The sequence below is a fragment of the Paenibacillus taichungensis genome, from assembly GCF_047302525.1.
GTDB lineage: Bacteria > Bacillota > Bacilli > Paenibacillales > Paenibacillaceae > Paenibacillus > Paenibacillus taichungensis_B.
On record NZ_CP168020.1, the window covers coordinates 5,716,343 to 5,741,929 of the forward strand.

Here is a 25,587-nt window from a genome sequence, read left to right on the forward strand (position 1 = left end):
TGAACTCCATCTTATATACGATTAATATATACCAAAAGTTACTAAATCCCATACGTTTTCCCACAAAAAAGAAGCCGTCAACGAGCAAACCTCTGCTCATTGACAGCTACTTTCGGCTAAGACCACGTTTTTTCTCCGCGATTACACACCACATGTGCGCACCGCTTAGCGTTGATTCTCCAGTCGGTGTGCTACATGCAACGTTGGGCCAACAAAGCGGTTCAGCGGGAATCCGCCAGCAATCGCTTTGGTCACGAAGGCTTTACCTTCACGAACAGCCTCTTTCACGGTAAGACCGCGAGCCAAACCTGCGGTAATTGCCGCAGATGTGGTGCAGCCTGCACCGTGTGTGTATCCGGAGCCAACAACATCGGCTTCAAACCATTCGTAGTTCGTTCCGTCATAGAGAAGATCCATCGCTTTACCGGGGTTAATAACGCCTCTGTCCTTGATCAGGACATGTTTCGCCCCATGATTGTGAATGACAGCTGCTGCAGCTTCCATCTGCTCCTTGGAGCGAATCGGTCCGCTTTTCGCGAGCTGCGATGCTTCAAACAGATTCGGGGTAACCAGATCAGCACCCGGCAACAGGAATTCGATCATTGCTTCTGTATTCTCAGGTTGCAGCACTTCGTCCGTACCTTTGCAGACCATTACCGGATCGATAACGATCTGTGGCAGTCCGCTCCGTCGGATGTGCTTCGCAACCAATTCAATGATATCTACAGAACCGAGCATACCCGTCTTCATTGCATCAAAGCCGATGCCATCCAGAACGGTGCGCAGTTGAGCCTCGACTACACTTAATTCCACAGGAAAGACCTGGTGATCCCACGTATCAGGCTCCATCGCCACAACGGTAGTCAGCACAGTCATGCCATACACACCAAGCTCCTGAAAAGTTTTCAAATCTGCTTGAATCCCAGCACCGCCGCTTGTATCCGAACCAGCGATTGTTAATGTTTTTGGAATCGTCATGGTAGTTGCATTCTCCTTCGTCCTTCAGTTGACATTATCCTATCCCTTGTACGAGCAGATGTCAATGGCATGTGAAGCCAGACGGAGTATGGTTTCCAGAGGAATCAGTTCACATCTTTTGTCTCCAGACGAATCATGGACAGCGAAGCAATCCACAGTCCAATTGCCCCCAGCGTCAGTGGAATCACGATAACCGTGTTGATGGAAAACGTAGGCCCATTGAATCCTGAACACACCACAAGAACAAGCAGAATGGATGATACCAGTGTGGTCGTGACCGAATATTTGCGCATCCCGAAGAATAGAGGGATCAGAGCCATGCCCGCAGCGGACAAAGAACTAATGGTATACTTCAGCAACAGTACCAGCGCATCACTCACCAACAACGTGTCTGGAATGAAGGAGTAGAAATGGTTTGTAATAACTAACAATGCTCCCATCAGCAGATCGGTAAACAAAATCATCACAAAGGTAAAAACAAAGATGATGATCAGTTTGGCGGCAATGATTTTCTGGCGTTTGATCGGGTAGGTAAACATGACGTTCATCGTTTTATTTCGATACTCACTGATAATCAGTTTCGCTATCAACGCACCGCCAAAGATGATAAAGACGGCTCGGGCAAACGTATCTATTAACATGAAGGAGACGTGGTAATCGGCAAAAGCGTAATCTTCTGCCCCCTGATCGGTGACTCCAACCATGATGAGAAACAGGATAAGGACGAGATTGGCGATACCTGCCGTTCTGAAATTCCGGGCAAACCGATGTTTGCGCAGTTCCAGCTGGATCAGTTTAAGCAACGTCCCCATCCCCTTTCATTAAGTTCATGAAGTGTTCTTCCAATGAATGTGCCCGTTTGAAAATGGATTCAATCTCAACGCCATGCCCGATCAGCTTGCTTGTCAATTCGGATGGGGCAATGCCCGGATCATAGATGCGTACGGTATGGTCATCGATCATTTTATAATTTTTCAACCCCAGCTGATGCTCCATCACATAGGTCGCTTTACGCGGGTCCAACGTTTGCAGCTCAATGTACTCGCTGTGGCTCCCGCGAATGCTGTCCATTGATACTTCTTCAACCAGACGCCCATTCCGAATGACGCCAACGGTGTCTGCAACCTGTTCGATTTCCCCGAGGATATGGCTGGAGATCAACAAGGTAATGCGATATTGGGAGCTGAGACGTTTGAACAAATCGCGCATTTCCTTGATTCCTACGGGATCGAGCCCGTTGATCGGTTCATCCAGAATGAGCAGTTCCGGTGTTGTGATAAGCGCACGAGCGATGCCCAGTCGCTGCTTCATCCCCAGAGAGAAGTCACGGACAGGCTTCTTGCCTGTATCCTTAAGACCTACATTTTCCATCATATCGTTAATGACCTTTTTGTTATGAAACCCCATGTATTCACAATGGAGATCCAGATTTTCCTTGGCGGACAGATTATCGTAGAAAAAGGGATATTCAATGATGCTGCCCATTCGTTTCAGCAATTCATAAGAAGTAGGCGTGAGCTTTTCTCCGAACAATTCAATCTCGCCTACAGTCGGCTTCACCAGGTTAGTGAGCATCTTCATCATCGTCGTTTTCCCTGCTCCATTCGGACCAAGAAACCCGTAGATCTCCCCTTGCTTGATACTCATATTGACGTTTGATACCACTTCTGCCCCTGCATACGTCTTGGTCACACCTATGGTCCGCGCAATATATGTCATGTTGATGTTCTCCTTTACGTTCGTCCCTGACGGGTTCTTATATCTGTATTGTAAAGAGAAAAGTCTTCTTTTTTATTAATCAAATCTTACAAAAACCTTAAGCTTACCGGGGAAGTTACAAAACGCACCTAACAAGGTTTTAAAGAAACCAAAAATACAGTTCGCACAAAAGGTACGCTATGCAACTCAATACTTCCGCCCATCCGCTCCACCAGCCGCTTCGTAATGGTCAGACCCAGACCACTGCCCTGATAGAGACGATTACGGGAATCCTCCAGCGTATACATACGTTCAAATACACGGCTGTGCTCCTGTTCAGGAATGCCCTTGCCCCGATCCCAGATGCTAAGTGTCACTTGTTCGCCTATTGAATAATCGAGTGAAAGGCCAAGCACCTTGCCATCGGCTCCATATTTCATGGCATTCGTGATCAGATTATCCAGCACACGGTCCAGTGCTTCCTCATTGCCATTCACGAAGATATCGCTTTCCGGAATGGACAGCTCCACTTGCAGACCCAGACTCGTTAACATTTCATAAAAAGATATCATCTTCAAGCGACACAATTCACTTACATTGACCCTGGTCAGTGCAAGCTCGGTATCCCCGGACTCCAGCTTCGCTAGGTCAAAAAAGGAATGAACCAGACGCAGTACCTCCTGCGCCTTATCCTGGATTTTGCTGGTCATGATCACGCGTTCCTGATCTGTTAGGGAAGTGCTGTGCAGCAGCGTTTCACTATAACCAAGCACAACCGTGAGCGGCGTCTTCAGATCATGTGAGATATTGGAGAGCATGTTACGCATCTCCTTCTCCTGATTGGCATAACCCGCCTCAGCCCGATGTGCATGATCCAGTAACTGATTCATGTCCTTAAGGAGCTGACTGATTTGGGGATCACTGTTAAAGACGAGCAGACGCTCAAACGTGCTTTTATCTATAATAGCGGTCAATTTCTCATGTATGTAAGTTAGATGGGTACTGCGTTTATGCAGCCTTACGCTCAACAAAATGACGACAAGAGCCAAGATCCCGGTAGAAAAGGCAAAGATCAACGTCACGCCGGGTCCACCTCCAGCTTATAACCGATACCCCACAATGTTTTGATATACCGGGGATTGGACGGGTCAACTTCCAGCTTCTCGCGCAGACGGCGCATATGAACATTAATGATATTTTCGTCGCCGTAATAATGATCATTCCAGACAGAAGCGTAGATTTGAGCCTTGGTAAATACTTTGCCAGGGTGGGTGACAAACATTTTGAGAATGCCAAATTCCTTGGAAGTAAGCTTTACAGGTATGCCATCACGCTCTACCTCATACGTTTCCGTATCGACCACAAGTCCGTCAATGTGAATGCGCTGTACCTTCGGGGCGGCTGCAGCTGCAGGCTGTGCGGTATAGTTGGCACGACGAATAGCCGCCTTGATACGAGCGGTCAGCTCGATTAACGAGAATGGTTTGCTCAAGTAATCATCAGCGCCGAATCCCAGGCCAAGGGCTTTGTCCACCTCTCCGTCCTTTGCAGACAGGATGAGCACAGGCACAAGACTGGTGGCACGGATGGTCTGGAGCACTTCCATCCCATTTTTATGTGGCAACATCAGATCGAGAATGACCAAGTCATAGCCTGACGGTGATTGGCTGAATTGACGTTCCGCCTCCAGTCCGTCATATGCATAAGAGACGTCATAACCCTCTTTTTCCAAATAAGGACCGACCATTTCACTAATTGAGCGATCATCTTCAACAAGCAGCAAGCGATAACTTGACACGAAATTCCCTCCAAGATGAACGTTTTCCTTTATTACCTCACAGTTTGCATCAATTGGCAATGAAATACGAAAAACCCGGCAGGATCGCCACTTCATGTTTTCAAAGTGAACCTCCTGTCAGGTCTCATTTACAACCTTATACCGTCTCGCTTCGTATCCAGCACAGTCCAATCGTTCCCGCACCTGCATGAATTCCTACCACAGGGATAAAAGGCATAATTTCCGTCTTCAAGAGGGGAAGCAAATCTGCAATCTGCTGTTTGATTGTAACGGCTTCTTCCTGATTGTTCGCGTGCATGATACATACATGCTTCACTTTCCCCATATCCACCTTGAGCACATCCAGCATGCGCTGTTTGGCCCGTTTGAACGTGCGGATTTTCTCATTCACAACCACTTTGCCCTCTTCAAATCGAAGCAGCAGATGAATTTTCAACAATTGGCTAAGAATAAGCTGGGTTCCCGACACACGCCCACTGCGGTGCAGATGCTGGAGACTGGCCGGAATGAGGTAAAAGGACATGTTATCAATCATCTGTTCGATGTGAAGTTTGATTTCGGATGCTGTCTGGCCTTGCTTCTGCCATTCCAGTCCTTGCAAAATCATCTCCCGTAGCGGATAAGCCCCTGCTCTGGAATCAATGGCGGTAACCGTCACACCTGCGATCTCGGCTGCCTGCATCGATGTGTGCAGCGTTCCGCTAAGCGCAGTGGAGCAATGAATGGTTATGATCTCATCGTACTTGCCTTTCAACGACTCATACAGTTCAATAAATTCACCAATCGGCGGCTGTGAACTGGTTGCACGTGAAGCCCCATCAAGTTTCTCATAGAACAATTCCGACGAGATGTCTTCTGTCTCCCGATAACATTCCTCTCCAAAAACGATGCGCAGAGGTACGATGTAAACATGATTCTGCTCAGCAAATAGCGGATCGAGTGTACTCGTACTGTCCGTGACCCATGCAATTTTCCTCATTCCAACCTTCTCTCTTGCCGGATTGTTGAAGCTGTATCCTCAATCGTCAGGCACATGCCCGGCGGATTATTTAAAATTTGAATAGTTCATATTGTAAACGTTTGCGTCTTTGCTCCCCAATTATAAAGGAACGGACAAACCACTGTCTTGTGGCGCATTGTTGAACAGCCTCATTTCTTCCGGTATATGCCAAAAAAATGTCTTGCCTGTGAAGGAATAAATTGGTATGCTGTTGTCCTTCTCTCTTTTTCGCCTTGACTGAAGTGAACGGAACCGCCGTTCAACCAACTTATCGGAGGTGTCACATGCTTTATTTCACTCTGGCTTCCAAAGCCTACTCCCGGAACCTGCAATACCGCGGGTCCCACATGGTCAATAACCTGGCAAGCGCCATGTTCGGTTACATGTACGCCTGTCTCTGGATCGGCATCGGGGCCGACCACTCTCTCGGAGAATACGGAACACAGGGGATGGTCAGTTACATTGCGTTTACGCAATCCTCTCTCTGGATCTCGGGTTTTCTCACCAATGGACTTGGTATTCCACTCACGGTCAGGACAGGGCAGATCGCGCTTGATCTCATGAGGCCGGTTCATCTGTTTACCCACCTGATGGCACGTGAATGGGGGCAGGTCGCCTACCAGTTCGTGTACAAAAGCATTCCGATTTACCTGCTCTTCTCCATCGTATTTTCTCTGCAATGGCCCTCAGAAGCTTCAACCCTGCTATTTGCCGCAATTGGTCTTGCCGGCGCATCCTATTTATCCATCTGTATGAATTACATTATTGGCGCCACCGCGATGTGGACTACGGAGTCCTCCTGGCTACATTGGGGCAATCACGCGATGATGAATCTGCTCGCTGGTTTCTTCATTCCGCTGGAATGGCTGCCAGACTGGTTGGAACGAATTGCCTGGTTATCCCCATATCCTTTCCTGCTCTATGTCCCAACCCGAATCTATCTGGGTTATGAAAATGGCTCCTTGCTATGGGGAACCTTGATTTGGTGCGTCCTCATGACGTTCGTCTGTCTGGCGATCACCCAGTTGCTGCGCCGTAAAGTGGAGGTGCAAGGGGGATGAAAACAACTTCCTGGTTCACTTTATATAAAATGCTCATTCGAACAAGCATCCGCAGTCGGATGCAATACAAGTTCAATTTCATCATGGCCTCCGTTCTGGCTGCATTTATTCAAATCTCCGAGTTTCTGATGGTTGCTCTGGTGCTGCACAAATTCGGAGCCATTAAAGGCTGGTCCCTTCATGAAATTGGTTACCTCTTCGCGATCATGACCCTATCCAAGACACTATATCGAACGTTTGGCAACGAAGTGCATCATTTGGAAAAATATCTGGTCGGCGGCGAACTCGATCAACTGTTAACCCGTCCTATGCCCGTATTGCTGGCCTTACTGCCACAAAACTTCCGCATCATGGCTGGTGAAGTGTTACAAGGCGGGTTTATTCTTTGCTGGTCTCTCGCAGGCATGATGCATAGCGGACAGATCGGCTGGACCGCCATTCCCCTCTCTCTGTTCGTCATCCTGACCGGTGCTATTATTCTTTTTTCAATTGGGCTTGCCACGGCAACGCTTGGATTCTGGACCACACGCATTGAAGAGCTGCAGACCATCACCGAGGATGCGGCGCGTAACGCTGCCCAATATCCGCTGACGTTATATCCCAAATGGATTTCTGGCATTCTGCTGACCGTGATCCCGGTGGGTTTCGTCAACTATGTTCCGTCACTCTATCTGCTTCGCGGCGAACTAGGTGCATGGGTTCTTTTTGCCATTGTCGTTGTAGCCGTCCTGAGTCTGGCCGCAAGTCTGCGTTTCTGGAAATTCGGTTTAACCAAATATCAAAGTACAGGTAGCTAAGGAGGAAAATTCGACATGACTATGATTACAGCGCGGCATCTGCAAAAGGAATTCAAAACCCCTGTGGTACGTGAGGGCCGGTTCTCCGGCCTTCGCACCTTGTTTTCACGTGAGTATCTGTCTAAGGAAGCGGTTCGAGACATTAGCTTTGATATTGGCAAAGGAGAGTTTGTTGGATATATCGGCCCGAATGGGGCTGGCAAATCCACCACGATCAAAATGCTGACGGGCATCCTTCATCCGACCTCGGGAGAGGTATTGCTCGATGGCATGAATCCACACCAGGAAAGACGCCGCACGGTTGGACGTCTCGGTGTCGTGTTCGGACAGCGCAGCCAGCTCTGGTGGGATCTGCCTGTGAAGGATTCGTATGATATTTTGGCCGAGATGTACGGAGTCCGTGCGGAGGACAAAACGAAACGATTGGCCCAGTTCGCCGAGCTGCTGGATCTGGAATCGTTCTGGTCTACACCTGTCCGCAAGCTCTCGCTTGGACAGCGGATGCGTGCCGATCTGGCAGCTTCCATGCTTCATGACCCGGAACTTCTTTTTCTCGATGAACCGACGATTGGACTGGATGTGAACGCGAAGCGGAACATTCGTCAATTTCTTCGTACTTTAAATGAAGAGTTTGGCAAAACGATTTTGCTGACCACTCATGACATGGACGACATTGAGCAGCTATGCAGTCGGGTGATGGTGATCAATCACGGTCAACTTACGTATGACGGCTCGATCCCTTCTCTGCGCGACACCATCGGTCTGCCAACACTTATCCGAGTTACGTATCGCGGCTCGTATCATATCCCAGATGCTATATCATCCGCCATTCAGATCACAGGGGCAGAGAGCCAGATCGTCACTGTCGAAGTAAACCGAAAAGAATGGAGCACAATGGACATTCTGAAGCAGCTCGAACAATGGGGCGAGATTGAGGATGTCGAGATGAAAGAACCGGATTTCGAGGATATTATTCATCGAGTGTATTGACAGGCCTATTTTATTCAGAACTGGATGAGGGCCTGTTCAAATGCCGTTACATGCGGGAAGGACATGACGTACTGTAATAGCGGAGGTGAAGTGTCATGCTTGTTACCAAACACACACTTGCTGCATCCAGTGCACACGCCACTCCCTATTACCTCGTTCGAGGCACGAAGCCCGGACCCGTTATCATGATTACATCGGGAGTTCACGGAAATGAAACCGCGAGCATAGCCGCTGCGCAGAAGCTGGCTAATGACTGCATGGCAGGGCGGCGACACGTGGTTCGCGGACTCCTCATTATTGTTCCACGAGTGAATCAAAAGGCTTATCGAAACAAACGCCGAGGAAAACCTGATTTAAATCGCACCTTCCCGCGGCATATTTCTGGCAAAGCCAAACATCCTCTTGCTTCCGCTGTCTTTCGGCTTGCCCGTCAATATGGACCTGCCTGGTGGCTGGACCTGCATGAAGCCAATGGATTATCCCAACGCAGCTCACGGGTACTGGGACAAACCCTGATTACCAATCCAGGCAGCAGGGCTGTTCCGGTATGCAAACGAATTATAGGGCGAATGAATCAGTCGATTCCCATTCGTGACAGGCACTTCAATCTAAAGCAACACGAGTTGCCCGGTTCAGCACGAACAGCCGCAGCTCGCCTGCTTCAAGCCCGCTCGGTTACGGTGGAGACCTGCTGGAGTCTGAACCGATCAGACCGGATCAAGTATCAGACGGAAATTGTGCACCATTTCCTGCGCGAAGCAGGCCTGTTTTGAATTGCTTGAATCGTTATGAAGAGCCGGAAACATAAAAGACACCTTCAAAGATATCTCTCACGCCAAACGCGTCAGGGATGATCTTCGAAGGTGTCTATTGGTTACAAGATTACCTTATGAATTGCCATCTTCCTTGTTGATCCGAAAAGATTCAATGTAATTGTGAATATCATGCTCTGGCGTCAGGAGCAACCCGGCAAGAAGCGTCTGCATCTGCTGCAGGTTATCGATATGCAACTGAATCTCTTCAATTCGGTCACGTACAAGTGTTTTTAGTGCTTCACTCTCCATGTCCTCCTGACTGAGCAGTTGCAACGTATCCTGTATTTCCTTTAAGGAATAACCCAGCGATTGAGCATCCTTAATGAATTTGACCTTAACCAGATAATCCTCGGTATACACACGATATCCGTTGGACGAACGACGGGGAGCAGGCAGAATTCCGCTGTCCTCGTAATACCGGAGCGTTGCCATGCTCACACCCGTACGTTTGGCCAACTCTCCTCTTGTCATGGTTTTCATGCTACTCCTCCATCCATCTCCGCGTTATTCCGCCTGATTGTTCCGCACCTTGGTATACTTGGTATCATAAGTGGCCTCGGGAAAACGGTCTGACGGCCCTTCCAGCAAAGGCTGCTGCTCTTCTCCCTTCAAGTAACGGTCAAAGAATGCCAATGTATATGATCTTGTAATGTCCACATTATGCTCTGGTGTTATGCCTTTGGCAAACATTATAGGTGAAATTAACGGAATATCCGTGAAACTCTGATGGAAGAAATGATCCACGGTCAAGTAATACGTGTCATTGAGACTGCTTGTCATCACCCGATCCAAATCCGGTTCAAACTCGGGATAAAACACTTTATCCTTGGCACTGGCGTTCGGGTCCAAACTTTTGGCTGTTCCACCCGACATGATATACATAAACGGCTGTTTCAAGGCTGTCGTGGATACGGTTCCCCAGAATCCGCCTTCCAAACTGAGCCCTGCTTTGAAACGGCTATCCTGCGCTAGCGCTTCCGCTGTTGTCGCACCACCATAGGAGTGACCAAAGATACCCACATGATCCAGATCAAGCTTGCCTTCGAGCAGTTGATTCGGATCATGTTTATTCCACTGGGTGAGCGTATCCAGTACAAAACTTGCGTCAGCTGCACGAATGCCAACACCTTCTATATTATGTTGATATAGTTCCTCTGACGTTGGGTAGTCAGGATCCGGCTCATAAGAAGCAACATGTCCATCCGGGAATGTTACTTGAGCAGATGTATATGGATGGTCGATCCCAACAACAATATAGCCGTGGCTTACCAGTTCCTCAATTGCGGTCATACTTTGAAAGCGTGCTGAGCGTATTCCAGGTGAGAACAGCAATACTGGATACTTGCTCTGTGCGGCAGACACCTCAGCGCCTTTAACAACATGCGTGGGAATCGTATCAAGGTAACTGAACACCATCGGTGGAATTCCAAATACGAGACTAATCGCCTCTCCCAACTCGGCAGGATAATGCTCTAGCGGCAATCCTTTGGCTGTTTCCTGGTCTACAGGATACCAGACATTGATCATAAGTTCTCGCTTATCACCCACTTCAGCCGTCTTGGTTTCTTCCCGAGATTCATCCGTTAACTGCTGCGAATAGGTGCCTATGGCGAATGAACCTGTCGGTTCAGGCATCGTGAATGCAGGGAAAAGAGACGTCAGCACAATTGAACCTGCACTGAGAGCCAGCACCAGAATAGATGCCAAGATGGTTTTGAACCCCGAACGACGTTTTGGTTTCTGTATGTTCTGCATATGGCGTCCGGACTTCCACAGTTGAATCGCCAATACAATCAGTAAAACAAGGGCCACGATATAGGTGGGCAGCAACTGCACACGAAAATGATCAATTACCCCATGCAGCAGGATAGCCAATGCCAGTGCCGACAACGTACCAACTCTCACTGCCCGACGTTTGGGAGCCGTCAACATGACTACTGCGCTAATAACCGTCACAATGACCAAAATCCATTCCAAAATTCTCATCGATCTTACCTCCAACATGTTGTAGTACATCAAGGATAAACATTGAAGTATACTTCAAGGTCAAGGTATAAAAACGAGAAATTTACAATCGCTAATTACACGTGCAAAAACCCGATAAACGACGCGGCCGAAAGTGGCTTGTACGTCAACATTATCGGGCTGTATTCATCGATTTATTCTTCCACAGTTACCTTCGTTCGGGGCATGGTATGCATTGCACCAGCAGTGACATGGACCTGAACGATATAGACTCCGGTTTGCTCAAACGCGTAGCTTGCTTCGTACAAACCTTCACCTGCTGATTTCGCGGTGATGGCTCCCTTGGCTTCAAGCTCTTCTGCACTCATCATGCCTTGTTCCAGAGATGGTGCCTCGGGTTCGTCCTGTTCATTCCAGATCTGAAACTGCACATGGTCCGCATCATTCACAGGCTGCCCCCCTTGTGTAAGCTGGATTTGCAGGGCAACATTTTCCTTAATGGACACCTTGTCCGGTACCATGAGCTTCACCTTGATCATCTCCGGCATCTCACCTGACTGGGTCTGCTTCTGTTCCGAACACCCCACGATCAGGAGGATCAGAATGATGAAGGGCATGAACCAACGGACTTTTCCGCTCATCAATCATCTGTCCTTTCTTATGAAGAAGATTTTGCTGTTTTGCCAATTCCCCAGAGCATAACAATAATGATGATAAATGCGATCAGTGCAAGTAACGGAATCGTGATAAAACCAAACCAGTTCAAGTAATCGGTATAACACGGAATTTGTCCGCATGCCACTGAACTGCCCGTAGCCGAGTAAATACGCTGAATCGTTACATGGTATAACGAGATTCCGCCTCCAATGAAACTAAGCGGAAGAACATATTTGGTGATGCCCACGTCATCCTTGAAGTAGGCAATGCCCAGTAAAATCGTTAACGGATACATGAAGATCCGTTGGAACCAGCACAGATCACAGGGGATGTATCCCTTAATCTCACTAAAATAAAGGCTGCCTCCAGTCGCAATGACTGATATGGCCCAGGCAATAAACAGACGGGTATCAATATTTTTTGCCCGTCGCTCAGGCTTTGAAGCTGTGTCCATCCGCTTGAACCCCCTTTTCTTGTTTGATCATACCGAATAATAATACAACATACATGACTCCAACGGGCTAGCGATTACGATTATGTACAGTCCACCACCGTACCGTGATAAATAACAAGTTGCGGCGAGGTTGCTGACTCCCTTGATTATACCAAATATTTGAATATTTTGATGCGGCCTTTTTGCGTCCATGTTATGCAGAATGGATTGCAGATTCACCGAGTAGGATGAGGTCAAGGTTGCTGAAACGACAATAAAAAAAGCTGCCGTATGGGGGCAGCTTTTTTCGTTCTTCTTTTATAAATAGTGATTACATGGATTTAGTCAGCGTGATGGAGCCATCTTTTTGCGCCCATTTTACATCCCAGCCAAGAAGCTCAGCGATGAAACGCATTGGCACTTGTGTACGTCCATCTTTGTTAACAAAGACAGTTGCACCCACATTTTTCTTCATGCCGTTAACTTCCATAACATTGTTGTTCACCCAGAACTTCAGTGTATCATTGCCAGCCATTACAGTTACTTGTTGTGCTTTTTTATCCCATTTCACGGTTGCACCAATCCCTTCGCTCAGGAAGCGCAGTGGAATGTAGGTTGTGTTTTTCCAAAGCATTGGTGTGGTGTCCATGTTGGTTGTTTTGTCATTGATTTTCAGCGTTTTGCTGTTCAGCTGCATCCATACGGTTGTTGTATCTGTTTCAGGCATTGTTGGTGTAGTGGGTTGCTCTTGGAATTTATCATTGAATTGCGTCACGATTGCATTACCCAGGGCTTGACCTACACCAAACATGACTTTGAATCCTTCACGATTGGTCGTGTACGAACCTTCGTAGTTAGCCGCAGCGTATTGATCCAATACTTGTTGTACTTGCTTCTCATGTGTCGTCAATGCTTGTAGTCCGGCAGCTTTTGGCAGGTTACCCGCTGTAGCGGAATCCAGGAATGTCGCGAACTCCGTTGTGAATCCGTCAATACGTTTCTCGACAGCTGCACGAGCTGTTGCATCACTGTTTTTAACCGCTGTTACATAGTCACTTTGTGCATTCACGTGGTTGGTTACCCAAATTTTCTCGAACGCATTGGCACCATCATTACCGTAAATGGAAGCGATCGCTGCTTTGAAATCTGCTGTGTTTCCAGCTTCAGCCGTAACCAGAACATTGGATGCTGCTGTGCGACCATCATATTGTTCTTGCATTTGCAGAGCCGACAGAGCAAAGTGCTCAGAAGCCAAGTGATTCAATGCAGATCTCAGATCAGCTGCTGGTGTGTCCGCTTTGCTGTTCTCGAATTTCTCAGGCATTTGTGTTGTAATTGCTGTGGAAAGTGCTTTACTCACATCGAACATTTCTTTGAAACCTTCACGGTAAGCTTTGTATGCATCTGTGTAATCACCTGCTACATATTCATCAAATACTTTTTGCACGAGATCTTCATGTACTTTCAGAGCATTTTTGGCTGCTGCTTTTGGCAATTTGCCTTCCGTTGCGGTGCTGAGGAATGTAGAGAATTCTTCTACAAAACCGTTGATATTATCCTGTGCCTTTTTGATTCCAGACTGGTTACCCATTTTAGTTGCTTTCACAAGATCGTCTGTATATTTGTTATGAGCGCGGAAGATACGTTCGAATTCTTTGGCTCCTGCATCACCGTAAAGGGAAGCGATTGCCGGCTGCATATCCAATGCATTTTGGTCGAGTGCTTTGTAAGCTGCGTCTGCATCTTTTGCTCCGTCATATGCCTTCGCCATTGCGGTTACTGCGAGTGCAAAGTGTTCGGATAACAGGTGATCCAGGCTCGCTCTTAGGTCAGCAGCAGGTGTATTGACACTTGCCTTCATTGTAGTCATCGGTGTCTGTGGTGCTGCAGCAGCCCCGGCGATTCCTGGCATCAATAACGTCAAGCTCAGCATGGGTGCGATAAATTTCTTCATTTTCATTACGTGTTCACTCCTCGGTTAGTTTTGTTTATCCTTTGTTTCCTCGTCGTCGTCTTCATAGGGTGTAACGCAGGGTTCTTCAATCTGGATCACCTCTCTGGGCAAAAAAAATTGCAGCCTCCGTCCAGGAAAGCCGCAAATACGCGCCACAACAAGGTTTATCTCAAATTTAAAATTTTAAAATTATAGTGATCCGCTCCATTCAGCACTGCATACATACTGTAAGTGAAGGACTTTATTTTCCTTAATTTATCAATAACAAGCTTACATCCAAGGTAAACTTGAAGTACAATGAAAAGAACGATTGATTTCAATGAAGGAGGTCATCACATGACATTGCTGCCCTATATTTTAATTGTTGGCATTGCCCTGTTCGGTGGAATTGCTACAATGATCATCGGGAATTCGAAAGCGAATCAGACCAGCAACCCCGAGTATGATCGCAGGACCAAGCAAAATCTGAGCAAACTTACCTATGTATACGTTGGTGCCATCGTTCTCGGTATAGGCGGTTTCATCCTGTATTTAGTAAACTGAATAGCCTTACTCTCAGCAAAGTACATGTCTGAACTTTTCCAGTAGTTCAAGGTTTCGTTGTACATATGGGATGGTTTGGCGAACCATTCCCCTCTCTCTTATGATAGCCAAGAGTCCACGTACCACCCACAAATGCATTTGTTCATAAAGAACTTTCCTGCTGAAAGACTTACCTTCCTGTGTATACCCCTGCTCAAAATCAGCTACAATCTCTCCCACTTCTCTCTCTGTAACAGATGTGGGAATGGAGGAAGTCAGCGCGGCTGCCAAATCGAGATGAATATCCCCTCTCCTTGCTTCTCCAACATCTATAATGTGAATGCTCTCCTCTGTAAATAACAAATTCCAAATGCCAAGATCCTTACACATGTTTACAAGTTGGAGATAATTCAGAATTATTCTGGATATGTTCAGGGGGTAATATAAAGCCATAAGGACAGCAAGCCATTATAAATAACAAAATATATAAGTTGAATCTGACTTTTACACCATAACGGAGAGGGCAGAACCAATCTGAAGAAGCGTAGCGTTCGCCTTTATCCCCGGATTTCCCCCTTATAAAAGGATTCAAGAAAATCTGGGGATAAGAGCGATCGGAAGTTGGTACTGCACTCGGAGTGGTAAGGTGTAAATCCCCCAATTCAACTTATATAAACTAAAGGAGAGTTATACTCATGAAGAAAAACTTCAAGAAATCCGCAGCAACGATGATGGTACTGGGCATGACATTAACAGGAGCAACGGGCGTATTCGCAGGAACTCAGCTGGAGAAAATCTCGGCATACCTCAACCATGGGATCAGCTTCAATGTTGACGGTGCGGCGTACTCACCGACTGATGGCAACGGCAAGAAACTGGCTCCAATCACTTACAACAATTCAACTTATCTGCCTGTACGTGCCATTGCTGATGCGCTGCATGTACCTGTATCGTATGACGGTAAAAAAGGACAGGTTATCATCGGCGAAGCTACAAGCAATCCTTCCACATTGAGCAATGTAACCTATAGCACAGCGCAAAAAGAAGCCATTCAAAAGGCATTTGCACAGTTCGATGGCTTCGAGACAGCATACGCTCCTCAACAGATGATTGCAGGTGATACGTTCAAAAGTGTAGGTGCTGGCGGCGATGGAGTAAGCTTTACTTTCAATCATATGAAAGTGGATGTGTCTCCAAGAGATTATTCAGATGGTTACAATAGCAAAGAAGTAAAGCTGTCTAATGGTATCACAGCCAAATGGTATACACCGGATCAAACGGGTATGCTCACGTTCAAACTGGATGATCGTTATGTCACAATAAGCTCACCTGACCATAAGCTGACTCAGGCTCAGTTGCAGCAAGTTGCTGTATCTGTGCAAAAGGTTCAAGGTAACGATCAGGGCGTTACAGGCTTCGCTGATGTGAAATATACCCAAGAACAGTCAACTGCCATCCGCAAAGCCTTTGCGAAACTCCAAGGATTCGAGACTGCTTACGCACCACAACACATGATTGCCGGGGATTCATTCAAAAACGTAGCTGCTGGCGGGGATGGTGTAAACTTTGTTTTCAATCACATGAATGTCACTGTGTCACCTAGAGACTATTCCTTCAGCTACGACGGCAAAAATGTTAAATTGCCAAACGGCGTTACCGCCAAGTGGTACACACCGGATCAAACCGACATGCTGACATTCAAACTCGATGATCGCTATGTAACCCTTAGCTCGGCAAATAACGCATTGACTCATACACAGCTGGAGCAAATGGCTATATCTGTGCAAAAAGTGAAATAATTTCGAAACTAGAATCATAGAAACACACTGAAAACCATGCAACATAACAAACACACATCATCCTGTTCTTCCTGTGGTCAGGGACAGATTCGATGTGTGTTTTGTCCTATTTAAGACGATGGTGAAGCAGCCAGTAATAGCGATGCAAATCCATAATAAAATGAAAAACAACAAACGCCAACATACTATACACACATATAAGTACAACAACAACCGTCTGTTGCGTGACAAAAGCAAGAGAAATGTTAGCCAGTATATATCCTGCTCCGGTCAGTAGTGTTAACGTAGTGATGGGCATTTGGGCACCTACACCCGCTTTTTTCCCATGTGGAGACTGTTGCAGTTTGCGCAAATGAAACTTGGAATACTGAAATAAGGCCAAACCATATAAAGTAAATGAAGCAATCGCATACCACGGTGTCGTCAATCCCAGCATGCCATAGGCGAACTTTTGAATTATAATGATAAAGCCCAAAGAACAGACGACCCCAAATACACCGCGAAATAGGACATAATTCAGTTGCAGCCTACGCGGCGCGATGATTAGGGCTATGGCCCATAAATTCATTACTGTCAGAACTGGCAGTAGAATAGTAGCATATAAGGACTGGAACGGAACACTGAATATTGGAATAAGGAGAAATACATTAAGAAAGAAAAGCACCAGCGTACCTACACTGAAACGAATGCCATCCGCTGCATAACAAACTAGATACTTCTCAAAAGCATCCTGATGATAGGACGTTCCTTTATATCTGGCAGACGTATCTGTGTTTAGTGATTGTGGGGAATGATTTTTGCGCGCCATCTATTCGGGCCACTCGAAACCCCAATGCTTTATCCAGCTAAATTCCGGTTCTTTAATCATTCTGGTTCCCCTTCCCTACCTATTTTCTCGCCATCACCCAGCCTCCAAATCGATTAAACGAATCACTCTCCGATAGTTCATATAATCGATCATATCCTCCCAGTCCAATTCCCCTGCATTACCATCACGATAGTATACGGCCGCAGAGGGTAGGAAACCGACCAACGGTCCCATACCACCACAGATCATCGCGCCACCGTCGCCACCTTTGGGCATCATGTTTCCAGACGCATCAAGCGTAAGTTCATAGTTATAGGGATCTCCAGCAAACTGGACACCAAAAAAGTTGGGAAGCTCCAGATCATACGAACGGTCATCCTCTTCAAATAGGGAAGGGTCCGGCTCTGCGGTTTCTTGCACAATTCCCTCCACTCCTTCGAGGCTTCCAAAATGCTTTAATTTCATCGTGTAGTCAAAGCTGTCTCCCCATGGAAATAACGTGCGGCAGCCACCTCCATACAGATACTCCCACTCGTCTTCAGTAAGCAAATCAAAACCCGCTTTTTCTTCTTCCTCGATTAAATATTCCAGCGTCAAATCTTCATTGAACCAAAATATCTGTACTGCCTCACCTTGACGGACCAGACGGAACTCCTGATGCAGTTCATACTGGTTCAGATCGGACAGCTTAAATTTCTCCAGCTCTTCTGCAAAATAGGCATTCTCCTGCGCCATCGCTTCAGCTTCCGCCACTTCAATCCAGCCAAGTGAATGGTTGCTGCACTCCACTACCATAGGAGCAATGTACACTTCCCTAACCGGAGACATCTGGCTACTCAAAAAAGAATCCACGTCTTCCACACCATACTCACTGACCGTCTCCAGCAAATCAGCGGAAGTCTGCTCATTCATTCCATCCTGCCAGCGATCCCAGCCGAGTGTCACCCGATCACCAGGCACAAACACAAATCTCTGCTCATCATACGAAAATACACCTGTCTCGATTCGCTGACCGAATCGTTCAAATGACTCCAATCCTTCATACTTCATACCTGTCGGAAAATGATTGACCAAATCACGCAGCAGCTTCTCCTTTTCCTGAGCAGACAACCCTTCCCATACATCCCGATTTAATGGCTCCATACACTCATCCACCTTTACTTGTATCCTTATACATCACATCAGCCTTGAAAAGCCCTCACGGGTATATCCTTATTTCCCTGCGGCCTTTAACAGCTCTAAAAGCAACTCTTTCCGTCTTCCCTCAGCCTTACGTGCCAGCGTTTTAAGCTTCTCCACCGTGCCCCAGACTGGATAAAGCACACGCTCCACTTCATAGGTTTCCATTCCTTGCAACGATTGGACCAGAAGTTCAAGCTTCTCCTCATCCTCCAGCTCTGGCTGGATTTTCAACTTTAGGGAATCCGTAGAACGACGCAAACAGGCAACTAATGCAGGTATAACGCTGGCCGTTACACCATGCTTCTCAACAAACGCAACGGTGAATTTATCCTGTACCAACTGGTGCTCATCATCCACTTCACCCATGTAATATTCAACCAAAGGGAAATACCGCTCATCCGACAGTCCAAGTCCAAAGGTTGCATAACTGCCTGGCATACAGTTCTTTTCACCCTCTGTATCCGCATAAAATTCGAACTCTTCGATCGCTGCACGTGCATATTCTTCAAGCAGCGGATGCAGCTTCGAGTACTCCAGTGCGTTTGCAAAAAATCGATGAGTATCCGATTTCGCAAGCCCTTTAACAGGCAGATACTTCTTCACGCTGGATTTGAGCTTGATCTTGTAACTTTTGGGGAAGCCCTGCTTCAGCAAACGGGTGATAAAACCAAGGGCTTGTTCGTAGGCAGCTGCTTCTTCCTTGCGAATGATGATGGTAATGATCGAGAACACATCGTTGGCTGTGCATTCCACCTGCTCATTTTTCAAATGAATATCTTCCTTGGCATAGGTTCCGCTACCTTCCGTCATCATGCGAACCGCACGGCTACTACCCAATTTTTTGGCCAGTTCCAAGAAAGTAAGGCCTTTCGATTTACTGTAACTAGGCTCATAACGAAGAATCATCACGGCTGCGTACAGCAGCAGATCGATAGGCTGTGCCATATGCTGGCCATGCTCACTCTGAGGCTGGTCCTCCTCCAAAGAAGCATCTGGCTTAAGTGTATATACATTGGCGCTGTACGCAGAAGGCTGTACATCAAAGTGAAGTGGCAAAAAATGATTCTCCGCCCATGACGTTATCGCACGGATAATGTCACCACGATGCTCCGCCAGGGCTTCCTGACGCCCTTTGTTCAACTCCTGAATGCGGTCATATTGCGCTATTATCCACGCTACGTCCAGTTCAGCGAACAATTTCGGGTCAAGCAGGTGACGCGTCAAAAAAAAGGATTCCAATGGCTTTGTTGGATATGAACCTTCCAGCAACTTTTGGTCTACGTATGTATGAATGCGCTCAAGCAACTGCTGCCTTTTCCCTTCGTTGATATATTCGAGCATGGTCACTTGCAGCTTTCCTTCTGTCGTTGGGAATTTCCCGCGAAAGGTAAAACGATAGTCGATCAACGGTGTATCCGCCAGCTCTTCCAATTTCCCCTGAACAACCTCTACAAGCCTGGGCTGGATCTCATTCCGTACCTGTTCCTCCGTAAAGGGACCGGTCTTCTTCGATTTCAATCCTTCATCCAATCCAAGATCCACACTGTCTACCGTGGTCCGCCCAGGTCTGTAATCCAGCAAAATATCATTAAAGATCCCCATTTGCAGCGTTGTTCGCTTCACAGCCTTTTCCAGGTCACCCCGCTTCATCTGTTCATCAAACCATTCATGAATTACCGCAATCATTTCTTCCATTGCCTGATCATAGAGTGTACTCATCCTTCGACCGCCTTCCCATTTATCAGATCATTCCTCAAACCATCTATGCTAAAAATACGTATTGATGTTCGTATATTACCTATTATCTTACTCTCTCACGCATCTGCGAAACAATAAGTCTTATGCACGGTTGTACGCAGAGAAATTAATGGATAAGCTCTTCCGTACATGTCTAAGCATTCCGCACACAAAACAAAAACACCGGATTCAGGCGACTTTCCGCCCAAATCCGGTGTATTCACGTAATACTTCTTCCTTCTTTTATTACTTTAGTATGATTCATCTGGTGAATCATTCACGCTATTAATTGACTGTCTTGAACCATTCATTGACTTCAGTTGTGATTTCATCGCCACCCATGGATTTCCACTTCGTTACAAACGCGTCGAATTCATCGATGCCAACCTGACCGTAAATGATTTTGCTGAACGTATCTTTCTCCAGCTTGTCGAGCGCGTCTTTCTTCATTTTCATCGTATCCGTAGGTGCACCCGTGAATTTGTTCTTGATTGCATCATCCTTATGAGCTACCACGACTTGAGCCGCAGCGAACACTTCCGGTTTGTTTGCAATACTTGTATTTTTCTCAAATGGTGTTTCAGGTTCCTTGCCTGTAGCAAGCTCAGCCAGTGTATCCATCATCAGGTTCGGAATACGCGCACCATCATAAGTGAGTGTATACTTCAGTGGGGATACGCCGTCTTTCAAATCAGCTTCTCCAAGCACTTTGCCATCTACAATATCAAAGTCATATCCTTGGGCAAAGCCATGTTCGAACTCCCCACCCACTTCTGGATTGGCGAAGTTATCAAACAAATAATTTTGATATGTGAAGAAAATTTCTGGGTTTGCCATATCCTTATTGATCAACACGACCCCGTTGCCGGCACCTGAACCGTGGTGATGGCTCTCGCCAGTCGGTCCGGTTGGCAGGGCAATTGCTTTGTAGGTAGCGCCGTCCACATTTTTCTTCACATCATCAATCGGCCAGTTCGGCATCCAGTGTGGTCCCACAATGATTCCGGCTTTTCCTGCTGTAAACAGTTCGGCTGCCTTAATCTCATCATATACGCCAGCTTCCTTCGGCAGATAGCCTTTGGACAACCAGTCTTTCATCGTTGCAAGTCCTTCTTTCACACCCGGTTGAATCGAGCCGTAATCCAATGTTCCTTCTGCATTCAGATTCCACTGTCCCGGCATTGTGTTATACATTCCGAAGATCCAGCCGGATTCGGTCATCCAGGTATTGAGAGCAATTTTCATGCCGACCGTCAGACCGTACGTATCTTTCTTACCGTTACCATCCGGGTCTTTATTCGTGAATGCATCCATCACCGTGACGAGCTCATCGATCGTTTTTGGTTCTTCCAGTCCCAGCTTCTTCAGCCAGTCTTCACGGATGAACATAACCGGGTCGCCGTTGTAGGCATAGTCGAAGATCGGGATACCATACCGTTTGCCTTCATACATGTACGGGTACCACTCTTCCGGTGCGGATTCGGCAGCCCCTTTCCATGTGTCGGATGCATACTTGTCGAACAGTTCACCTGCATCGGCGAATTTACCCGACTCAATCAACTCACGTACCAGATTGTAGTCACCACGAATGGAGACGATATCCGGCAGCTCTTCGTTAGCCGAAAGAGAGAGGCGCAGCTTCGTGTAGAACGCATCATTGGTCACGGACACAGCCCAAGGTGTGGTTAGGTCGATGCCCAAACGTTCTTTGGCCCATTTGGTGTGCACGTTGTTCTGTGCTGTCTCTCCGTTCTTAAACTTTGTATCATCATTCCAGGCTCGCAAATAGCTCATCTGAACCGCAGGTTCATACTTACCGTCTTGCAACGCAAGTGGCGTAGCCGCTTCCTTGGATGGTTCTTCCTTTGCCCCCGAACTGCATGCCGTTACGGCAACCATCGTCAGTGCAAGCAATGCAGTCATCATTTTTCTATACATGAAACCCCTCCTCAATCACTTTGAATACCCTTACATGAAAAGGATAGTGCAGCCGGGGAAGCAAACATATATCACAATTTCAATGTTCATATTGATTTGTTAACCGTTCCGAAAATCCTGCGGGGTCAGGCCATAATGTTTGCGGAATACTTGAATGAAATAAGGAGTATTGTTATATCCCACTTCTTGACCGACTTCATATATCTTCATAGCCGTGTGCTTCAGCAAGTGAACAGCACGTTCCATTCGGGAACGGATAATGTAATCACTGATGCCTTCACCCGTCGATTGTTTATACATTTTGGATAAGTATACCGGATGCAGATGTACCTCCCCGGCAATAACCTGCAAGGAAAGATCTTCGCCCAAATGATGGTCAATCCATTGCTGAACCTGCCTGATCATGCTCGATCCACTTTCCTGGCCCGTGTCGGTTGTGCTTAGAGCCCATTGTTCCATCACGCTCCGGGTCCATGCTTCCAGACTCCGAAGTGACACGCCGTAACCATCCTTCAACAGTTGCTGATACTGCTCACCAAGGACATCCGACAACTGTCTGCCCTCCCGATGAGCCATGTACGAGAAAGCGGCTGCGAGATAGTGAAAAGCAACATAGACATGCTCCGGGAACACACTATCCGATAACTCGGCGAAAATCGAATCAATCTTGCGATTGGCATCCTCCATCCGTCCTGCTTCCAACAGTGAGGTTAATCCGGGTGGCTCATACAGCGCCGCAAGTGATTTCAATGTTGCCCCATGGGAGCCGGCAGCCACATTGAGATGTAGTCCTTTGCCTGCTTCCGCCTGCTTGCGCAAGGCACTTACAGCCTGATGATACAATTGTGGAACATGCTCTGGAAAACGGCCTATCCGGCTGACTGACAGTGAAATCGTCGCATTCAAATACTGCTTCACACTGTGAAGCAGCCGTTCTCCGAGCCGCCCCATCAGCAGTTCCGGTTCAGACTGTGCCTGTTTGGGGCTTGCCATGAAGACGAGATCATCATACGCATCGTCCGTATGGCACAGATGATAGCTGCTGCCAAAGATTTCTTCCACGACGTTGGAGATGGCGTATTTCATCAGACGGAATGCCTTGTGCGTTGGCTGTGGGTCATCATAGCGGATGAGCAGCAGCTGCATTTTATCCTGAGGACGGAATCCAATCTCCAATTGCTCTAGCTTCTCCACAAGTTCGCTCTCTGCAAATTTATGTCCAAGCAGCACATCCTTCATTAATCCCGCCCGCTTCTCCGGTAAATGTTCCCTCACCGAATACATGGCGCGCTGGTGCATCAACTGTTTTTCTCCCTCTAGCCGAATCTGGACGGAGGCCTGTTGCACGGCTTCAATCAGCTCCTCATCCCGCACTGGCTTCAGCAGATAACTCACTGTTCCATGACGGAGTGCCTGCTTCGCATAATCAAAGGATGCGTGTCCAGATAAAATGATACATTTGGTCCGCTCCCACTTTTGCCGAATATGACTCACCAGATCCAGACCGGACAAGCCCGGCATACGAATATCGGTGATGATAATATGGACCTGATTTGCCGCCATTTGCTGCAATGCCTCTTTAACCGAGTAAGCCTTATATACGTGTCCAATCCCATGTTCCCTCCACGGTATGGAAGCTGCAATCGATTCCACCGCTGAGTGTTCATCATCCACGACCATTAGATTCATCATTAGGATATTCCTCCTCAAACCATCGTATTTCCACACTGAGACCCCCATAAGGGATCGCTGCAAAGTGAAGCCCCGAAGAATGACCATATCGTGTAACGAGCCGCTGGTGTACATTCCAGGTACCCGTGCCAATTTCTTCACCCATCGGTTCATTGATTTCCCGCTCAAGAGCGGCAATCTCTTTCGGCGTCAAAGTAACACCGTCGTTATCGACAAACAGACTGTATCGTGTGTATTCCCTTCCATCGATTTGCTCTTGTGCTGCCATGCCTGTAACCACGATGTGGCCGCTACCCTCCATCGGTTCAATGCCGTGGATGACTGCATTCTCTACGATAGGCTGGATCAGCAGCCTTGGAATGTGCTGCTGCATCAGTTCTTGCGGTACGGCGATCTCATACGACAAACGGTTGGTGCGCATCTGTTGGATGGACAAATAATTGTCCAGCAGCCGAATTTCCTCTTCCACGGTCGTCATATCGTTCTCATCACGTGTGATGTAGCGATAGTAATCTCCCAGACTGAGCGACATGGCAATAACCGCTTCGCGGTTGCCAAGCTGTGTCATATTTTTAATATAAAACAGGCAATTGTACAGGAAATGAGGATTAATCTGTGATTGCAGATGCTTTAACGTCGCTTCCCGCGAGCGGATGCGTTCCTCGTACACCTTTTCGATCAGCTCCTGAATCTGCTCGGCCATGTGATTGAAGCTTTGAGTCAGGTACGCGAATTCATCACGAGAGTGATCGACCGGAATTCGTGTGGACAGCTGTCCTTTCCGAATCTGTTGCAGCCCTCTCATCAGACGTTGTATCGGCACCTGTACCTTTCGGTATAACAACAGTGCAGCACCAATACTGAGCACGAGCAGCAGCAAAGTGGAAGTAATGAACATATTTCGACTCTTGTCCATCGGTGTGAGCAAATCATCCAGTACAACCGGGTTAACATAGATTCCGTTCAGCTGTTTGGAGAGCACATAACTGACCAAGTACTGCTTGCCCCCCACCTCCAGCTGATGGTTACCTTCACTATCCAGTTCGGTTAATGGCATGTCCCGCATCACGGCTTCCACTAGCTCGGGGTCCGCACTGCGATTTAATAGAGGCTCGTTGCCCGGGACGAGAAGAAAGGGATCTCCTCCCTGGGCCTCCTTGAAATCATCCAGCATGGCAACAATATTCATCGGGTCAAAATCAATCTCCATCACCGTCCGCACATCTGTGGTCACAGGTTTTTCACTCCACTCGTAGTTATCCGTAAAGAAATAAGTGAAGCTGCCTTCGTTCAACTGCCATCGGCCTGGCTGTGGAAATTTCAACATCTTCTCATTGAAGACCGTCCGGTTCGACATGGTGGATAAGACCAGCTCTGCCTGAGGCAGCACAATGGTTATATCGTTCTTCCAACGGCTGGTGGACTGGTATAGCGACAATTTGTCGAGAATATCGAGATAGATGCTGTTTTTCTCATATTGGCTGGTCGATTCTGTCATGTAACGATAGTGTAAAATGCTTGGATCACGCAGTAAAGTCAGCCCGTAAAGCGAGAGCTGTTCAATATTTTTATCCACCTGAGAGCTAAAATAGTTGAACTGGTTCAAGCTGGACTGTTGCTTCTCCTCGACGATCATATCCACGTTCGCCTGATTCGCGTAGGTATATAGCAGCAAGATGGGTACCAGCAAGCAGACCAGCAGCATGACTGTTTTTGAGAATACTGTAAATTTCATTGCTTCACCCTGTCCCGGATTAAAGTAA

23 protein-coding genes are annotated in these 25,587 nt (G+C 47.2%); 6 read left to right on the plus strand and 17 right to left on the minus strand.

Annotated features, from left to right (window positions below):
- Positions 1-165: 165 nt before the first annotated feature.
- From thiD to ACDJ58_RS25900, 6 genes are all read right to left on the minus strand, one after another.
- Positions 166-978 (minus strand): bifunctional hydroxymethylpyrimidine kinase/phosphomethylpyrimidine kinase, encoded by an 813-nt coding sequence (gene thiD / locus ACDJ58_RS25875; protein WP_413373695.1) that lies wholly within the window; start codon positions 976-978, stop codon positions 166-168.
- 104 nt (positions 979-1,082) lie between these two features.
- A complete protein-coding gene (locus ACDJ58_RS25880) occupies positions 1,083-1,781 on the minus strand; it encodes an ABC transporter permease (protein WP_413373697.1) in 699 nt (232 codons plus the stop codon).
- Positions 1,774-2,697 (minus strand): ABC transporter ATP-binding protein, encoded by a 924-nt coding sequence (locus ACDJ58_RS25885; protein WP_413373698.1) that lies wholly within the window; start codon positions 2,695-2,697, stop codon positions 1,774-1,776. The genes ACDJ58_RS25880 and ACDJ58_RS25885 overlap by 8 nt, the downstream gene beginning before the upstream one ends.
- Before the next feature lie 128 nt (positions 2,698-2,825).
- The gene (locus tag ACDJ58_RS25890; RefSeq protein ID WP_413373699.1) at positions 2,826-3,758 is read right to left on the minus strand and encodes a sensor histidine kinase; all 933 of its coding nucleotides are present in this window, start codon (positions 3,756-3,758) and stop codon (positions 2,826-2,828) included.
- Positions 3,755-4,474 (minus strand): response regulator transcription factor, encoded by a 720-nt coding sequence (locus ACDJ58_RS25895; RefSeq protein ID WP_413373701.1) that lies wholly within the window; start codon positions 4,472-4,474, stop codon positions 3,755-3,757. The genes ACDJ58_RS25890 and ACDJ58_RS25895 overlap by 4 nt, the downstream gene beginning before the upstream one ends.
- Before the next feature lie 136 nt (positions 4,475-4,610).
- Positions 4,611-5,453, minus strand: a complete 843-nt coding sequence (locus ACDJ58_RS25900) for a DegV family protein (protein ID WP_413373702.1) — start codon at positions 5,451-5,453, stop codon at positions 4,611-4,613.
- A gap of 305 nt (positions 5,454-5,758) precedes the next feature.
- On the opposite strand from ACDJ58_RS25900, the gene ACDJ58_RS25905 reads away from it, so the two are divergent.
- From ACDJ58_RS25905 to ACDJ58_RS25920, 4 genes are all read left to right on the plus strand, one after another.
- The gene (locus ACDJ58_RS25905) at positions 5,759-6,535 is read left to right on the plus strand and encodes an ABC transporter permease (RefSeq protein ID WP_413373703.1); all 777 of its coding nucleotides are present in this window, start codon (positions 5,759-5,761) and stop codon (positions 6,533-6,535) included.
- Entirely contained in the window at positions 6,532-7,332 is an 801-nt protein-coding gene (locus ACDJ58_RS25910; protein WP_413373705.1) for an ABC transporter permease, read from the plus strand. Before ACDJ58_RS25905 ends, ACDJ58_RS25910 begins: the two co-directional genes overlap by 4 nt.
- 21 nt (positions 7,333-7,353) lie before the next feature.
- Positions 7,354-8,322 carry an ATP-binding cassette domain-containing protein gene (locus ACDJ58_RS25915; protein WP_413379838.1) on the plus strand — a complete coding sequence of 323 codons (969 nt, stop codon included), beginning with the start codon at positions 7,354-7,356 and terminating at the stop codon, positions 8,320-8,322.
- 95 nt (positions 8,323-8,417) lie between these two features.
- Positions 8,418-9,095, plus strand: a complete 678-nt coding sequence (locus tag ACDJ58_RS25920; RefSeq protein WP_413373707.1) for a succinylglutamate desuccinylase/aspartoacylase family protein — start codon at positions 8,418-8,420, stop codon at positions 9,093-9,095.
- A 114-nt stretch (positions 9,096-9,209) separates the two neighbouring features.
- Here ACDJ58_RS25920 and ACDJ58_RS25925 read toward each other — a convergent pair whose 3' ends face one another.
- The 5 genes from ACDJ58_RS25925 to ACDJ58_RS25945 all read right to left on the minus strand — a co-directional run bounded on the left by ACDJ58_RS25925 (position 9,210) and on the right by ACDJ58_RS25945 (position 14,152).
- Positions 9,210-9,617, minus strand: coding sequence for a MerR family transcriptional regulator (locus ACDJ58_RS25925; protein ID WP_379447941.1), 408 nt, complete (start codon positions 9,615-9,617; stop codon positions 9,210-9,212).
- A 24-nt stretch (positions 9,618-9,641) separates the two neighbouring features.
- Positions 9,642-11,123 (minus strand): alpha/beta hydrolase family protein, encoded by a 1,482-nt coding sequence (locus ACDJ58_RS25930; RefSeq protein ID WP_413373709.1) that lies wholly within the window; start codon positions 11,121-11,123, stop codon positions 9,642-9,644.
- Positions 11,124-11,296: 173 nt separating this feature from the next.
- The gene (locus ACDJ58_RS25935) at positions 11,297-11,743 is read right to left on the minus strand and encodes a FixH family protein (RefSeq protein ID WP_413373710.1); all 447 of its coding nucleotides are present in this window, start codon (positions 11,741-11,743) and stop codon (positions 11,297-11,299) included.
- Positions 11,744-11,760: 17 nt separating this feature from the next.
- Complete coding sequence (locus ACDJ58_RS25940) at positions 11,761-12,213, minus strand: disulfide oxidoreductase (protein ID WP_413373711.1); 453 nt, start codon at positions 12,211-12,213, stop codon at positions 11,761-11,763.
- A 310-nt stretch (positions 12,214-12,523) separates the two neighbouring features.
- On the minus strand, positions 12,524-14,152 hold the full coding sequence (locus ACDJ58_RS25945) for a copper amine oxidase N-terminal domain-containing protein (RefSeq protein WP_413373712.1): 1,629 nt from the start codon (positions 14,150-14,152) through the stop codon (positions 12,524-12,526).
- A gap of 330 nt (positions 14,153-14,482) precedes the next feature.
- Here ACDJ58_RS25945 and ACDJ58_RS25950 point away from each other — a divergent pair, with 330 nt between their 5' ends.
- Together ACDJ58_RS25950 and ACDJ58_RS25955 are read left to right on the plus strand one after the other, a co-directional pair.
- Positions 14,483-14,689, plus strand: a complete 207-nt coding sequence (locus tag ACDJ58_RS25950) for a hypothetical protein (RefSeq protein WP_076291194.1) — start codon at positions 14,483-14,485, stop codon at positions 14,687-14,689.
- A gap of 674 nt (positions 14,690-15,363) precedes the next feature.
- Entirely contained in the window at positions 15,364-16,467 is a 1,104-nt protein-coding gene (locus ACDJ58_RS25955) for a stalk domain-containing protein (RefSeq protein WP_413373713.1), read from the plus strand.
- A 106-nt stretch (positions 16,468-16,573) separates the two neighbouring features.
- Here ACDJ58_RS25955 and ACDJ58_RS25960 read toward each other — a convergent pair whose 3' ends face one another.
- The 6 genes from ACDJ58_RS25960 to ACDJ58_RS25985 form a co-directional block, all read right to left on the minus strand.
- The gene (locus ACDJ58_RS25960) at positions 16,574-17,275 is read right to left on the minus strand and encodes a hypothetical protein (protein WP_413373714.1); all 702 of its coding nucleotides are present in this window, start codon (positions 17,273-17,275) and stop codon (positions 16,574-16,576) included.
- Between the two features lie 93 nt (positions 17,276-17,368).
- Positions 17,369-18,418: a hypothetical protein gene (locus ACDJ58_RS25965; protein WP_413373716.1), complete on the minus strand. Its 1,050-nt coding sequence runs from the start codon at positions 18,416-18,418 to the stop codon at positions 17,369-17,371.
- 69 nt (positions 18,419-18,487) lie between these two features.
- Positions 18,488-20,176 (minus strand): DUF6138 family protein, encoded by a 1,689-nt coding sequence (locus tag ACDJ58_RS25970; RefSeq protein ID WP_413373717.1) that lies wholly within the window; start codon positions 20,174-20,176, stop codon positions 18,488-18,490.
- 303 nt (positions 20,177-20,479) lie between these two features.
- A complete protein-coding gene (locus tag ACDJ58_RS25975) occupies positions 20,480-22,132 on the minus strand; it encodes an extracellular solute-binding protein (RefSeq protein WP_413373719.1) in 1,653 nt (550 codons plus the stop codon).
- A 99-nt stretch (positions 22,133-22,231) separates the two neighbouring features.
- On the minus strand, positions 22,232-23,824 hold the full coding sequence (locus tag ACDJ58_RS25980) for a response regulator transcription factor (protein WP_413373721.1): 1,593 nt from the start codon (positions 23,822-23,824) through the stop codon (positions 22,232-22,234).
- On the minus strand, positions 23,799-25,559 hold the full coding sequence (locus ACDJ58_RS25985) for a sensor histidine kinase (protein WP_413373723.1): 1,761 nt from the start codon (positions 25,557-25,559) through the stop codon (positions 23,799-23,801). Before ACDJ58_RS25985 ends, ACDJ58_RS25980 begins: the two co-directional genes overlap by 26 nt.
- Positions 25,560-25,587 lie beyond the last annotated feature (28 nt).

What these genes read in the sequence shown, in the direction of transcription:
- thiD (WP_413373695.1), bottom strand. Translation starts at nt 978, where the DNA reads ATGACGATTCCAAAAACATTAACAATCGCTGGTTCGGATACAAGCGGC.
- ACDJ58_RS25885 (WP_413373698.1), bottom strand. Translation starts at nt 2,697, where the DNA reads ATGACATATATTGCGCGGACCATAGGTGTGACCAAGACGTATGCAGGG.
- ACDJ58_RS25900 (WP_413373702.1), bottom strand. Translation starts at nt 5,453, where the DNA reads ATGAGGAAAATTGCATGGGTCACGGACAGTACGAGTACACTCGATCCG.
- ACDJ58_RS25905 (WP_413373703.1), top strand. Translation starts at nt 5,759, where the DNA reads ATGCTTTATTTCACTCTGGCTTCCAAAGCCTACTCCCGGAACCTGCAA.
- ACDJ58_RS25910 (WP_413373705.1), top strand. Translation starts at nt 6,532, where the DNA reads ATGAAAACAACTTCCTGGTTCACTTTATATAAAATGCTCATTCGAACA.
- ACDJ58_RS25915 (WP_413379838.1), top strand. Translation starts at nt 7,354, where the DNA reads ATGATTACAGCGCGGCATCTGCAAAAGGAATTCAAAACCCCTGTGGTA.
- ACDJ58_RS25920 (WP_413373707.1), top strand. Translation starts at nt 8,418, where the DNA reads ATGCTTGTTACCAAACACACACTTGCTGCATCCAGTGCACACGCCACT.
- ACDJ58_RS25925 (WP_379447941.1), bottom strand. Translation starts at nt 9,617, where the DNA reads ATGAAAACCATGACAAGAGGAGAGTTGGCCAAACGTACGGGTGTGAGC.
- ACDJ58_RS25930 (WP_413373709.1), bottom strand. Translation starts at nt 11,123, where the DNA reads ATGAGAATTTTGGAATGGATTTTGGTCATTGTGACGGTTATTAGCGCA.
- ACDJ58_RS25935 (WP_413373710.1), bottom strand. Translation starts at nt 11,743, where the DNA reads ATGAGCGGAAAAGTCCGTTGGTTCATGCCCTTCATCATTCTGATCCTC.
- ACDJ58_RS25940 (WP_413373711.1), bottom strand. Translation starts at nt 12,213, where the DNA reads ATGGACACAGCTTCAAAGCCTGAGCGACGGGCAAAAAATATTGATACC.
- ACDJ58_RS25945 (WP_413373712.1), bottom strand. Translation starts at nt 14,152, where the DNA reads ATGAAAATGAAGAAATTTATCGCACCCATGCTGAGCTTGACGTTATTG.
- ACDJ58_RS25950 (WP_076291194.1), top strand. Translation starts at nt 14,483, where the DNA reads ATGACATTGCTGCCCTATATTTTAATTGTTGGCATTGCCCTGTTCGGT.
- ACDJ58_RS25955 (WP_413373713.1), top strand. Translation starts at nt 15,364, where the DNA reads ATGAAGAAAAACTTCAAGAAATCCGCAGCAACGATGATGGTACTGGGC.
- ACDJ58_RS25960 (WP_413373714.1), bottom strand. Translation starts at nt 17,275, where the DNA reads ATGGCGCGCAAAAATCATTCCCCACAATCACTAAACACAGATACGTCT.
- ACDJ58_RS25965 (WP_413373716.1), bottom strand. Translation starts at nt 18,418, where the DNA reads ATGGAGCCATTAAATCGGGATGTATGGGAAGGGTTGTCTGCTCAGGAA.
- ACDJ58_RS25970 (WP_413373717.1), bottom strand. Translation starts at nt 20,176, where the DNA reads ATGAGTACACTCTATGATCAGGCAATGGAAGAAATGATTGCGGTAATT.
- ACDJ58_RS25975 (WP_413373719.1), bottom strand. Translation starts at nt 22,132, where the DNA reads ATGTATAGAAAAATGATGACTGCATTGCTTGCACTGACGATGGTTGCC.
- ACDJ58_RS25980 (WP_413373721.1), bottom strand. Translation starts at nt 23,824, where the DNA reads ATGATGAATCTAATGGTCGTGGATGATGAACACTCAGCGGTGGAATCG.
- ACDJ58_RS25985 (WP_413373723.1), bottom strand. Translation starts at nt 25,559, where the DNA reads ATGAAATTTACAGTATTCTCAAAAACAGTCATGCTGCTGGTCTGCTTG.